This is a genomic window from Pararhodobacter marinus, assembly GCF_003122215.1.
GTDB lineage: Bacteria > Pseudomonadota > Alphaproteobacteria > Rhodobacterales > Rhodobacteraceae > Pararhodobacter > Pararhodobacter marinus.
This window is the reverse complement of the sequence record NZ_QEYD01000002.1, coordinates 457,044-468,438: the sequence shown is the minus strand read 5'-3', so window position 1 is coordinate 468,438 and position 11,395 is coordinate 457,044. Positions and strand designations below refer to the sequence as shown.

General features: G+C 65.2%; 10 protein-coding genes, 1 tRNA gene and 2 pseudogenes. 6 read left to right on the top strand and 7 right to left on the bottom strand.

Annotated elements, in window-relative coordinates; translation table 11 throughout:
• Window positions 1-80 precede the first annotated feature (80 nt).
• Together C4N9_RS04870 and C4N9_RS04865 are read left to right on the top strand one after the other, a co-directional pair.
• Window positions 81-2,120, top strand: coding sequence for a hydantoinase/oxoprolinase family protein (locus C4N9_RS04870; protein ID WP_109532160.1), 2,040 nt, complete (start codon window positions 81-83; stop codon window positions 2,118-2,120).
• Window positions 2,121-2,170: 50 nt separating this feature from the next.
• Window positions 2,171-2,260, top strand: a tRNA-Ser gene (locus C4N9_RS04865).
• Window positions 2,261-2,317: 57 nt separating this feature from the next.
• Here C4N9_RS04865 and C4N9_RS04860 read toward each other — a convergent pair.
• The 4 genes and pseudogenes from C4N9_RS04860 to C4N9_RS04845 all read right to left on the bottom strand — a co-directional run bounded on the left by C4N9_RS04860 (window position 2,318) and on the right by C4N9_RS04845 (window position 5,193).
• Window positions 2,318-2,875: a hypothetical protein gene (locus C4N9_RS04860; RefSeq protein ID WP_245902458.1), complete on the bottom strand. Its 558-nt coding sequence runs from the start codon at window positions 2,873-2,875 to the stop codon at window positions 2,318-2,320.
• A gap of 290 nt (window positions 2,876-3,165) precedes the next feature.
• Window positions 3,166-3,510 (bottom strand): annotated as a pseudogene (locus C4N9_RS04855) (DUF2924 domain-containing protein); the annotation flags it as partial.
• 25 nt (window positions 3,511-3,535) lie between these two features.
• A complete protein-coding gene (locus C4N9_RS04850) occupies window positions 3,536-4,573 on the bottom strand; it encodes a nucleotidyl transferase AbiEii/AbiGii toxin family protein (protein WP_109532159.1) in 1,038 nt (345 codons plus the stop codon).
• Window positions 4,570-5,193: a DUF6088 family protein gene (locus C4N9_RS04845; RefSeq protein ID WP_109532158.1), complete on the bottom strand. Its 624-nt coding sequence runs from the start codon at window positions 5,191-5,193 to the stop codon at window positions 4,570-4,572. The genes C4N9_RS04850 and C4N9_RS04845 overlap by 4 nt, the downstream gene beginning before the upstream one ends.
• A 161-nt stretch (window positions 5,194-5,354) precedes the next feature.
• On the opposite strand from C4N9_RS04845, the gene C4N9_RS04840 reads away from it, so the two are divergent.
• From C4N9_RS04840 to C4N9_RS22440, 4 genes and pseudogenes are all read left to right on the top strand, one after another.
• On the top strand, window positions 5,355-5,564 hold the full coding sequence (locus C4N9_RS04840) for a helix-turn-helix transcriptional regulator (protein WP_109532157.1): 210 nt from the start codon (window positions 5,355-5,357) through the stop codon (window positions 5,562-5,564).
• Between the two features lie 11 nt (window positions 5,565-5,575).
• On the top strand, window positions 5,576-6,061 hold the full coding sequence (locus tag C4N9_RS04835) for a hypothetical protein (protein WP_109532156.1): 486 nt from the start codon (window positions 5,576-5,578) through the stop codon (window positions 6,059-6,061).
• A pseudogene (locus C4N9_RS22360) lies at window positions 6,061-6,909 on the top strand (ATP-binding protein); the annotation flags it as partial. The gene C4N9_RS04835 and the pseudogene C4N9_RS22360, both read left to right, overlap by 1 nt.
• A gap of 168 nt (window positions 6,910-7,077) precedes the next feature.
• Complete coding sequence (locus tag C4N9_RS22440; RefSeq protein ID WP_342748777.1) at window positions 7,078-8,817, top strand: 3'-5' exonuclease; 1,740 nt, start codon at window positions 7,078-7,080, stop codon at window positions 8,815-8,817.
• Between the two features lie 33 nt (window positions 8,818-8,850).
• Here the strand turns inward: C4N9_RS22440 and C4N9_RS04820 are convergent, their stop codons facing one another.
• From C4N9_RS04820 to C4N9_RS04810, 3 genes are all read right to left on the bottom strand, one after another.
• A complete protein-coding gene (locus C4N9_RS04820; RefSeq protein ID WP_109532155.1) occupies window positions 8,851-9,243 on the bottom strand; it encodes a hypothetical protein in 393 nt (130 codons plus the stop codon).
• The gene (locus tag C4N9_RS04815; protein ID WP_245902457.1) at window positions 9,240-9,953 is read right to left on the bottom strand and encodes a recombinase family protein; all 714 of its coding nucleotides are present in this window, start codon (window positions 9,951-9,953) and stop codon (window positions 9,240-9,242) included. The genes C4N9_RS04820 and C4N9_RS04815 overlap by 4 nt, the downstream gene beginning before the upstream one ends.
• 196 nt (window positions 9,954-10,149) lie before the next feature.
• Entirely contained in the window at window positions 10,150-11,379 is a 1,230-nt protein-coding gene (locus C4N9_RS04810) for an ImmA/IrrE family metallo-endopeptidase (protein WP_109532153.1), read from the bottom strand.
• Between the last annotated feature and the right edge of the window lie 16 nt (window positions 11,380-11,395).

The following is an 11,395-nucleotide window of genomic DNA, read 5'->3' as shown; positions in this document are numbered from 1 at the left end:
GCCACGAAGGGGCCTACAAGGCCCCTTCCCTTTCCCCTCGCCGCATTCTAGCACTTTGCTGATCTGCGCGGAGGCGGGCTATGGCAATTCTTCTGGGCCTCGATACGGGCGGAACCTTTACCGATGCCGTCCTGCTGGACGACGAGGCCCAGCGGGTCGTGGCCAAGGCCAAGTCTCTGACCACACGGCCCGACCTGTCGCTGGGCATCGGTCGCGCCATCGACGCGGTGCTGGCGCAGGCTCCCGATATCGCCCCTGCCGAGATCGCGCTGGTCTCGGTGTCGACGACGCTTGCCACCAACGCGCTTGTCGAAGGCCAGGGCGACCGCGCGGCGCTGGTCCTGATCGGTTTCGACGCCGCCATTTCCCGCCGCGACAACCTGGCCGAGGCGCTGGGCGATGCGCCGCTGATCGAGCTTTCGGGCGGCCATACCCATGCCGGGGCCGAGGCCGCGCCCTTCGACCCCGAGGCCCTTGCCGAAGCGCTGGACGCCCTGCCCGGCGATATCGCCGCGCTTGCCGTCGCCGCGCAATTCGCCACCCGCAACCCGGCGCACGAGATCGCCGCGCGCGAGCTGATCCGCGCCCGGCGCGGCCTGCCCGTCACCTGCTCGCACGAACTCAGCGCCGGGCTGAACGGCCCGCGCCGGGCGCTGACCGCGCTGTTGAATGCCCGGCTCGTGTCGATGATCGACCGGCTTGTCACGGCCTGCGAACGCCATCTCGCCGCGCGCGCGATCTCCGCGCCGCTGATGGTCGTGCGCGGCGACGGCGCGCTGGTGTCGTCGGCGCTTGTGCGCGAACGCCCGATCGAGACGATTCTCTCGGGGCCTGCCGCCTCGGCCGCGGGGGCCGCGTGGTTGACGGGGCTGGACACCGCGCTCGTCTCCGATATCGGCGGCACCACGACGGATGTCTGCCTGTTGCGCGACGGCAAGCCCGCCATCGATCCCGACGGCGCCCGCGTCGGCGGCTGGCGCACCATGGTCGAGGCGGTGGCGATGCGCACCACCGGCCTTGGCGGCGACAGCGAGGTTCAGGTCGGCGACGGGCTCGACGGTGCGTTGACGCTGGGTCCTCGCCGCGTGCTGCCGCTGGCGCTGGCCGCCAAGCAGTTCCCGGACCTCGTCCACGCGATGCTCGACGATGCCCTTACGCGCATCCCCGCGCCCGATGACACCTGGCAGCTTGCCGTGCCGTTGTTCCGCGCGCTTCCCCCCGATCTGCCCCCCGAGAGCCGCGACGCGCAGATTGCCACCCGCCTGCTGGACGGGCCCGCGCGCGTGGCGGCGCTGCTGCGCAGCCGCATCGACGCGCCGGCTTTGACCCGGCTGGTCCGGCGCGGGCTGGTGCAGATGACGGGGCCGACGCCCTCGGACGCCGCCCATGTGCTGGGGCTGCAAACCGGCTGGGACGCCCGGGCCTCCGAGAAAGCGCTTACCCTGTTGGCCCGACGCCGCGCGGGCAACGGCCAGCCGCTGGCCCCCGATGCCGCCGCGATGGCGCAGCGTATCGTCGACCGGCTGACCGCGCAGAGCGCCACCTGCCTTCTGGAAGCGGCCCTGGCCGAAGATCCCCGCGACTGGCCGCTCGGCCCCGATACGCTTGCCCGCCATCCGCTGATGCAGGCCGGACTGGACCGGGCGCCGGGCCTTGTGCGGATCGACGCGCGGCTCGACGTGCCGGTCATCGCGCTGGGGGCCTCGGCGGGTTGCTATTACCCCGCCGTCGGACGCAGGCTCGGCTGCGAGGCGGTGGTGCCCGATCATGCGGGCGTCGCCAATGCGGTGGGCGCGGTGGTCGGACAGGTCTCGATGAGCGTCGAGGGCGTCATCACCTTCCCCGCCCCGGGCGAGATCATCGCCCATCTCGAATCGGGTCCGGGCCGCTGTACCGACGCGGACGAGGCGCTCGCGCTGTTGCAGGCAGACCTGACCCGCCGCGCGACGGAACGGGCCGCGCGCGCAGGCCTCGACGCCCCGCGGATCAGAATCGTGCGCGAGGATACCGGCGCGCAGATCGAAGGCCGCGACATGCCCGTCGAAACCCGCCTGCGCGTCACCGCCTCGGGCCGCCCCCGGCTGGGCACGACACCGGGCACTGCACCGGCCACTGCCTGACGAAAGCCCCGCTTGCAGCCCCCCGCACCGCCCGCTAGAACCCGCGCAACGGATGGGTGGCCGAGTGGTTTAAGGCTCTGGTCTTGAAAACCAGCGTGGGGGAAACCCCACCGTGGGTTCGAATCCCACCCCATCCGCCACATTCAGATACTGAATCCGTCCAGGGGCCCCAATTGGGGCCTTTTTTCTTTTTTGTTTCAATGGGCGTTGGCAGGGCCATCCGCCCTCGGAGACTGGGCGCTTGACGCGGAATGGGTCTCCGAATGGCCTGCGTCTCTCTTCGAGCGCCCCTCGACGACCATGGGACGGCACAAAACATCCTCGCATTTCCAATGGCTTGCTGCATTCATGGGCTCGCCCCGTTCGCGAGATAATCCGGTGCCCTCGCGCGCCGTCCGCGTCTTGGGCGCGGCCTTCGGTTCGGTGGGGGTGTCCGGCGCGGGCTCCTCGGTCGCCGCGTCCGTCGCGCCCGCAGGCGCGGTTTTCCCGTCCTCGGTCTCGATGCCGATGGCGGCGAGGCCCGCGTCGGTGGCGACCAGCGTGACGCCGTGGCCGTCGCCGGTCTCGCGCCAGACGGGCTCGCCGTTGCGCATGTCGGCGTCGACCTCTTCGAGGAAGCCCTTCGCGAGCATTGCGCCGACCACCTTGGCGGCGGCCCCGCCGCGCAGGCTCTCGGGTAGCGGCAGGGCGATGTGCTCGGGCCGCTGGGCCGCAGCGCTCAGGATCAGGGCTTGGGTGTCGGAAAGTTTGGTCATCGTCGTCTCCCGTATCGGGGCGCGCGGAATGCGGGCCCTTCTACGAGGCCGAGCCCGCCAGCCGGCGGGCGGGATCGGGAGCGGGTCGTCTCACTCGCCGTGTTCGCCTTCCCTGAAGGCCATGTCGGTGATCTCGCCCACCTTCTGCAATCACGTCGTCTTCAAAGGAGAAATCATCATCCTCGCTTTCGACAGAAGTCCTCTAGGCACCGAGAATGTAGGATAGACGAAAGCGTTGTAGACCGCGCAACGCAGCTTGCGCACCACCTTAGATTTTTCGGGCGGCTTCGTCATGTCCGCCCCCTGTGGTTCTTCAGGCCGAAGAATACCCAGCCGTTCCAGCGCGTGCCGGTGATGGCGCGCGCGATGGCCGACAGCGACTTGTAGGGCCGACCCTTCCACTCGAAGCCGTCGGCAGTGACGGTGACGACCTGTTCGACGCCCTGCCACTCGCGCAGCAGCCGAGTGCCGGTGATCGGGCGGTCGCGGTCGGCGCGAATCCTGCGTTTCGTCGTGTCGCCGCCGTCCAGTTCCTCGCCCAGCCGTTCCAGCCGCCGGATCGTCTCCGGTTTCAGCCCGCCATAGGCGAGTTCCTGGATGCGGTAGGCCAGACGGCTTTCCAGGTAGCGGCGGTTCGCGAGCTTTTGGACAAGGAAAGCTCTAGCGCCGATTGATTGCGTCCTCGGCGACCTGAAGTTGTTCCATGATCCAGTCGAAAGGCGGTGCCTCGCCGAGCATCATGCCCTGCATCGCCGCATAGTCCTCCTCGATCGCCGCGCGCAACTCGGCGGTCGGCACGACGCAGATCGAGCCTGGCGTGGCCTCTTCGAATTTCTTCCATGCCTGCCTGAAAGCGATGAGATTGTGTTCGCGCACGGCCGCAAGCAGACCTTCGTCGGCCAGGGCAGAGCGCCCAATCTGCGTGCCGGTGATCATGGCAACGTCATAGTGGTGGCGGGAAATCCTGTCGCTGTCGGCAGGCACCCGTCCTTCGTCACGATGACCGCAGAACGCGCCGTGCAAAATCAGAAGTTTCTCCAGGTAGGTCCGCTGCGGGGCGATGACGTGGATGTTGTCGACTGCGAATGACCATCCGTCGGTCAGTTCCTCAGCGATATAGGGTATCACGCTGGCGGTGGCGTTGGGATCGAGCGCCGAGCGCGCGCCCGCTTCGAGTTTCACGCGTGGCAGGACGTAGGAGATCTCGGTGCTCGGATAGAGCGCCGGGTACTCGATCAGCAGAGTTTGCTGATCACCGTCTTCATCGTCGGGCGCGATGCTGCAACGTGCGTCGAGTAGCGGCTTCAGCGCTTCAGCAAGATCACCGCGAATATAGGAGCTACAGGCGTTCTTCAGGTCATCAAATAGGGCCTTGCGCTTCTTGTTCGAAATTCCCTCTGGGTTTGTCGGGTCGCGCTCGGCTGCAAAGCCGAGACCATCCCGATAAACGACAAGATCGATGTCCTCCGAGAAGCGGCGGATGAGCCCATAGGCCTTGGATAACGCCGTGCCACCCTTGAACAGGAGTTGCGGGTGGCCGTCCGGCAAGCGCTTGTAGAGCGCGTCCAGCACGAAGCAGACCCAGAAATCCTTCTCGACATAGCTCGGAAGGGTGTCGAGGCGGTCAGCAGCCGCCTCGAACACGTCCTTCTGGTCGCGATCAGAAAGCGCGAGAAACCGCGTATAGCTCTCGCTCATGGTGTGACGATCTGCGGATCGACAAGGCTATGCGCGATGGGCGCTGCCCAGCTCGGCAGGCCGCCGCTGTTACGGACGAGATCCTTTTTCACGGCATCTGGCAGCTTGCGCTTGAGCGTGGTCGCAACACGTGTGTCCAACGCTGCTTGCGGTCCGAGCCAGCGCAGCGCCTGCGCGACTGGCGCGGAGGTTTTACCCGCCCACGCCATCACACTCGGACCTGCATGCCGCAGCCGCACGGTCCGATTGCCGATCTTCACGTCCCGCGTCGCCCCGTCCGTCACATAGCTTGTCTTCGCGGGGACAGCATTGGTCAGGCCCAGCTGGTTCGCTGCGGCGATGCCATCGGGCATGATGCGAACGCTGTCGCGCCGCGCGAGGGCTGCAACCGCCTTGTCCATATCGACCGGTGCGGGCCGCTTCAGGACGCCGCTGGTGCGGGGAAGATCGTAAAGCCCACGGCCGACACGACGCAGATCACCACTCTTCGCCAGGCGCGACAATGCCTGATCGATGGCCGCACGGCTACCGAGGTCGAGGAAGTCCTTGGGGGTGCAAACCCACTTCCCGCGTCCCTTCGAACGAAGGCGCTTCATGATTCTATCAGAAATACCAGTCATCTGAGCGGTCCTCGTAGGCCTTTCCTTGTCAGAAACATAGAGGATTTTTCTGACGAAATCAATTCCTCCCCGAACGCCCCCCTTTCGCCTCCCTCAGCCCTCCCACCCCCCTCCGCCATGTTGAACCCGCAAGTGTTCGCGGAAATCCCAAGGAGGTTCACATGGCGACCAGGCACCTTTTCCAGATCGAGCTGGCGGCTCGCTGGAACATTTCGCACCGCACGTTGGAGCGCTGGCGGTGGACGGGCGAAGGCCCGAAATTCATCAAGCTCGGCGGCCGGGTGATCTACCGGCTCGAGGATGTCGAGGCCTTCGAGGCCGAACAGATCCGCGGCGTGGATCACGAACCCCATCGTCCGATGTCGGCGTGAGGGGGCGGAACATGACGATCTCCAACCACATCACCCTGGCCGATATCCACCGCATGCCGGTGGGCCAGATCGCGGCGCTGCCCGCCGATCAGCTCGCGCTGCTGAAAGGCGCGGCCGACGAGCAACTGACGCAGGCGAAGTCGGTCGCGGACTGGCTCGATGGCGCCATCTCGCTCAAATACGCGGACCGCGCAAAGGACACCCGCCAGGAGGCGGGCAAGGACACCGCCACGATCCGGTTCGAGGATGACGGCGTCACCGTGATCGCCGAACTGCCCAAGCGCATCGACTGGGATCAGGCGTTGCTGGCGCAGATCGCCGAAAACATCGCCTCGGCGGGCGAGGACCCGACTGAATTCATCGAGACCAAGCTGTCGGTGTCCGAGCGCAAATACACGGCGCTGCCGGAAAGCTGGCGCAAGGGCTTCGAGCCCGCGCGCACGGTCCGCACCGGCAAGCCGAAGTTCCGCCTCGTGCTGAACGAGGAGGTGCGCTGATGGCCATTTCGCTCGCGTCCCTGCGCACGACCTCGGTGCTGACCCCGCCGCGCATCCTGATCCACGGCGTGGCCGGGGTGGGCAAATCCACCTTTGCGGCCGATGCTGACCGGCCTGTCTTCCTCATGACCGAGGATGGTCTGGGCAAGCTGCAGGTCCCGCATTTCCCGCTCGCGACCAGCTATGCGGAGGTCGCCGAGGCGCTTGATGCGCTACTGAACGACGACCATGATTTCGTTACGGTCGTCGTCGACAGCGTCGATTGGCTGGAGCCGCTGATCTGGGCCGAGGCTTGCAAGCGCAACGGCTGGGCCTCCATCGAGGCGCCGGGGTTTGGCAAGGGCTATGCCGAGGCGCTGACAATCTGGCGCGAATATCTCGACAAGCTGAACGCGCTGCGCGACCGCAAAGGCATGGCGGTCATCCAGATCGCTCATACCGATATCAAGCGTTTCGACAGCCCCGAGCACGAGCCCTACGACCGCTATGTGATCAAGCTGCAGACCCGCGCCTCGGCGTTGCTGCAGGAGCATTCGGACGTGGTGCTTTTCGCCAACTATCAGATCTCGGTCGCGAAATCCGATGTCGGCTTCAACAAAAAGGTGAACCTGACCGCGCAGTTGTTGGGCATCGGGGGAGCGACCGCCGACAACTACAACCGGCTGTCGGTCAACACGCCCGCAGTGCTCCTGAACAACGCAGGCGCCGGGATCGAGGCGACCATCAACAAGGCCGCGCCCGCCAACGATGCGAGCTTCGCCTTCAAGACCAACTGGTCGGCCCGGGCACTGATCGGGCTTCTGGGCAGCGACGATTTCAGCTTCAAGGTCAGCCCGGACGGCTCGGCCTCCGAACGCCCACCCTCTCTTTCCACCCGCCCCTCGCTCTCGGCGAGACGGATTCAAGACTTCCATGCATTTCAAGGAACTGGCGGGATCGCGTTGCGCCCCTGTTTCGCTGGTTCCGGCTTGTCTCAAAGCAGATGGCGAGGCGACACGGGCGGCGTGGTCGTTGGTATGCCTTGGGAGTTTTGCGCGAAGTCTCTGATGACAAAAGCAGTTTCCCCATTTACCGTGCCCTCCTGTCGGCTGGCCCTGGCTGTCTGGCCAATTCAGCTTTTGCCGCTTGCTGAGTTTCAACTGATCCGGATTTTGACTATGCGTTTCGCGGCCGAAGACCTGTTGTCCGCCCTTCTTGAAGCCTCACCCCGCCCGACCGCCCAGGCGCCGCGCGATGCGCGCGGCCTCTACGGCCTCGTCGATCACCATGGCGATCTGCGCTACATCGGCTCGACCAGTTCGACCGACCAGACCTTCTACGAACGGATCCACCAGCGCCATCGGACCGGATCGGAGGGCATGAGCCACTACTTCTCGCAGATGTACAACACCGGCCGGATGTGGCGCGACCGCAAGGATGGGCTGACCAAGGCCGATGGTGACATTGCCAAGGCACTGCGCAACGAATTCGTCGTCGATCACTGCCGCGCTGTCTGGCTGCCCATGCCCGACACGGCGGATATCGCTCGGCTGGAAGCCGAGGTTCTCTCCCTCGCGCCCGACCACGCCATCGCCTGGAACCGGCGCCGGATGCAGGCCTATGACGAGCCGGTCGATCTGGTCGAAGCCACGCTGCGCCGGCTCGGGTGGGGCGCGCGCGAACTGGCGGCCATTGAACGGCAGCGCCTGCGCTACCTCTCCGCGATGGTTGGACCCATCTCGGCGCCTGCGCCGAAGTCCGCGGCCATCCGGCAGACGCGTGTCACGCCTTTCCCTAAGGGCCCGTTCTGCTTCTTTGCTTTGGACGTCGAGACGGCGAACAACGACCGTGGCAGCATTTGCCAGATCGGTGTTGCCTGCGTGCGCCCCGACAATTCCATCGAGACCTGGGTGACCTATGTTGACCCTCAGGTGGAGCGCTGGGTGTTCACCTATCTACACGGCATCAGCGCCCGCACGGTGAAGGGTGCACCGACCTTTGCCGAGGTGCTGCCGGTGCTGCGGGATGCACTGAGCGGGGCGACGGTCTATCAACACTCTGGTTTTGACCGCAGCGCCGTCGCCGCTGCCTGCGGCAACTGCGATCTACCAGTCCCGGAGTGGGACTGGCGCGACAGTGTCCACGTCGCCCGCGCCGCCTGGCCGGAGCTTCGGGGCAACGGCGGCCATGGCCTTGCAAGCCTCAAGCAGCATCTGGGCCTCGTGTTCGAGCACCATGACGCGGGCGAGGATGCCCGCGCGGCAGCCGAAGTGGTCCTGCGCGCCGAAGGCTTTCAGCCCGTTCGCATGCAGCCTTCGGTTCAGACGGCCCGGACGGCGATTGCGGAGGACGAGGATTTCGACTTGTTCGATGATCACGACGACACCGTGATGGTTATCCGGGAGGCTCCGGTCGCACCGTTGCCGCCGCCAGACGAAATCCCGCGCCAGCACACCGGGCGCCTCATCGGCACGGCCGAAATCACGCAGGGCAACATCGACAACAACCACATCTACCTCAGGAGCTTCTTCGAGGAGTTTCCGGCTGATGCGATCGGCGGCTCGAACCGGGCCTCTGCTGCCCAGCGTGAAATCGCCGTCGACTGGGGCGGCAACACGGTGGTCACGACCGACCTCGACGGTGCCAAGAAGTTCTTCCGGAAGCGCGGGTGGATCCGGGAGTTCTTTGATCGGCATGGCGTGCGTGCCGGGGACATGGTGACGGTCGAGGAGATCGCGCCCTACAGTTATCGTGTGGCACCGCAGAGGCGTTCCTAGTGATGGGTCTGGGAATGCGGGCTCGCCTGTCAGCTATTCGGGGCAGCGAAACGCCCGCTCAGCCTGCTCCTGCCATGTGTCCACCGCCAGAAAGCACAGGTCGTAGAGACTGACCGCCGACGCCTCGCGGCCGCAGGTCAGGCGCTTCAGCACCTCCGGCGCCAGATAGGCGAGACGCAGCTGGCGGCTGACATGGCGTTCGGCCAGACCGACGGCCTCGGCCAGTTCCTGGATTGTGCTGAACTCGCCAGCCTCCATGCGCCGCCGCCAGCCCCATGCCCGGCCGATGGCGCGCAGGATGTGAGGGTCCTGTGTCTGATCCTCGCTCGGGCAGCAATCGGCGGGCGGCATGATCTTGGGTCGCCCGTTCTTCTTGCGCAGCTTCAGGGGGATCAGCACGCGGATCGTGTCATTGCTTCGGGTCATTCGGCGGCCTCCATATCGCGTGGGGCGATCATCTCGCGGATGACGCCCGCGACACCTTCGCGCCGGATGTCGACCTCGAGCCCGGCGGCGGTGACAGTGACGCGCCGGACCAGAAGCTGGATGATCCGCGCCTGTTCGAGCGGAAACAGCTGGGCCCAGAGCGTGTTGAAATCATGCAGCGCCGCGATGGCCTCGGCCTCGGACACCTGATCGCGCTTCAACGCCGCCAGCACCTGCGTGACCACCTCTGGCGTCTGCAAGATGCGCCGGACCTCGGTGACGATGGCGTCCTCGACCATGCCCGCAGGCAAGCGGGGCGGTGCTTGATCGCCGCCGCTGTCGTCCTCCGTCGTGCGGTTCTTGATCACGTCCATCGACACGTAATAGCGGTAGAGCTTGCCGCGTTTCTTGGTGGCGGTCGGGGTCATGGCCGCCCCGGTGTCGGTGAAGATCAGGCCCTTCAGCGGCGCAGGCGTCTGCATGCGGCTATTGCTGGACCGTTCGTGGCGGTTGCCCTGCAGAATCGCGTCGACCTGATCCCAGACCTTGTCGGTGACGATGGCCTCGTGCTCGCCCGGATAGGCCTTGCCCTTGTGGACGGCCTCGCCGCGATAGACGCGATTGCGGAGCACCCGATAAAGGTAACCCTTGTCGATCAGCGTGCCCTGCTTACTGCGAAACCCTTCCCGCCGCAGCTCCTTCGCAAGCATCGCGGCCGATGGTAGCCATCCAGGCATACTCCTGGGCGCGGATGAAAAGATTTGCCCTGGAGACCCGAACCGTCTATCTCTTGCGTACCACCACGAGAGTGCTTCGGACTCCGGAGCCACGGCGGCTGGGTGCGCCTAAACCCTTCCGACGTGTAGTGAAAAGCGGGGGTGCCTTGCCGGGCGCCCCGCTTAATCTTTATGCGGCATCCTCCATCAGCAGCGGTCTCACTTCATTCGTGCCGACGAATTGCGAAAGAAGCCGATAGTTGTGCATCTCATGACGGATGCGCCCGGCAACGATGGCGGGGTGCACGTCGGCCTTCCGCGCTAGCGAGAGGACGTTCTGAACGCTCGGGCTGACACGCGCCGGATGCTCTTCCCAAAGCTCTGACGGAATCAACGCCTCCTGCGCCCACTCGTCAGCTTCGCGTTCGCGCTCGTCATCGCGCTCATGGTTGCGCTCGCGAAGCTGAAGATCGTCAATGAAGATCTCGCCGTCTCCATCTGGGAAATGGCGACCGATGTGCGCAAGTTCGTGCAGCAGGCAGAACCAGAAGTTGTCCAGGCGGTCATAACGGATCGTCATTCCGACGACGGGAACCTTGTCGACGGTCCACATCGCGGCGCCGTCGAGATAGGTCTTCGGCAGGTGGGCTGCGACGACAAGGGCGATACCGTGCTTCGCGAGCTTCTCTTGGGCCAGTTTCGGGCCTTCGTCGAAAGTACTTAGCCGAGCGAGCTCTCGCATGAAAACACGGTCGATAGTCCCGGTTTTGTAGACGCCCGCAAGCCCAGCACGGCGTGCCACACAGAGGATATGGAGGCACCACGCTTGCAGGGCATGCACATCAGACTTGGCGTTCGCGCGAGCGCCGCCACCTTGGCGAAAGAGCGCCTGTGGAAGCGCATTCGGTCCGCCGGCGCACGCTATCAGCTCACGCACGATTTCCTCGGTGCGATCCTTCATGTCCGCAGTCTTCTTGATCCAGCCTCGCTTCGCCATCTCCGCGATCGGGAAGTGATCGAGCTCAATACCCGCTGGAGCCTTTGGCAGGCTTCCCCCATCCCGGATCAACACTTCAGCGGGAATGCCCAGATGCTCATGCAGTGCGCGGATCATCTTCAGAGTCAGATCGCGCTTACCGCTCAAAATCTCAGAAGTCTTGGCCCGGCTTCCGAAGATCGGGGCTAGGTCACTTTGGCTCATCCCAAGCTGTTGCATACGGAATTTGATCGCTTCTACGGGATTGGGCGAATCCATTGGAAAACGCCGGTCTTCGTAGACCTCAACGAGAGTCGCGAGCACGTCGAGTTCGTCATCCTCCGCGGGAGAACGACCCATATCCATGAGCATTTCAACGCGGGCGAGAGCGGCTGCGTAATCCTGCTCAGAATGAATTGGCCGAATACGATGTTCTCTCATCATCACACTTCCTCCGCGT

Excerpts from the sequence above, each read along its gene's own strand:
- C4N9_RS04870 (WP_109532160.1), top strand. The coding sequence starts at position 81 with ATGGCAATTCTTCTGGGCCTCGATACGGGCGGAACCTTTACCGATGCC.
- C4N9_RS04810 (WP_109532153.1), bottom strand. The coding sequence starts at position 11,379 with ATGATGAGAGAACATCGTATTCGGCCAATTCATTCTGAGCAGGATTAC.
- C4N9_RS04850 (WP_109532159.1), bottom strand. The coding sequence starts at position 4,573 with ATGAGCGAGAGCTATACGCGGTTTCTCGCGCTTTCTGATCGCGACCAG.
- C4N9_RS22440 (WP_342748777.1), top strand. The coding sequence starts at position 7,078 with ATGCCTTGGGAGTTTTGCGCGAAGTCTCTGATGACAAAAGCAGTTTCC.
- C4N9_RS04860 (WP_245902458.1), bottom strand. The coding sequence starts at position 2,875 with ATGACCAAACTTTCCGACACCCAAGCCCTGATCCTGAGCGCTGCGGCC.
- C4N9_RS04845 (WP_109532158.1), bottom strand. The coding sequence starts at position 5,193 with ATGACTGGTATTTCTGATAGAATCATGAAGCGCCTTCGTTCGAAGGGA.
- C4N9_RS04820 (WP_109532155.1), bottom strand. The coding sequence starts at position 9,243 with ATGACCCGAAGCAATGACACGATCCGCGTGCTGATCCCCCTGAAGCTG.
- C4N9_RS04835 (WP_109532156.1), top strand. The coding sequence starts at position 5,576 with ATGACGATCTCCAACCACATCACCCTGGCCGATATCCACCGCATGCCG.
- C4N9_RS04840 (WP_109532157.1), top strand. The coding sequence starts at position 5,355 with ATGGCGACCAGGCACCTTTTCCAGATCGAGCTGGCGGCTCGCTGGAAC.
- C4N9_RS04815 (WP_245902457.1), bottom strand. The coding sequence starts at position 9,953 with ATGCTTGCGAAGGAGCTGCGGCGGGAAGGGTTTCGCAGTAAGCAGGGC.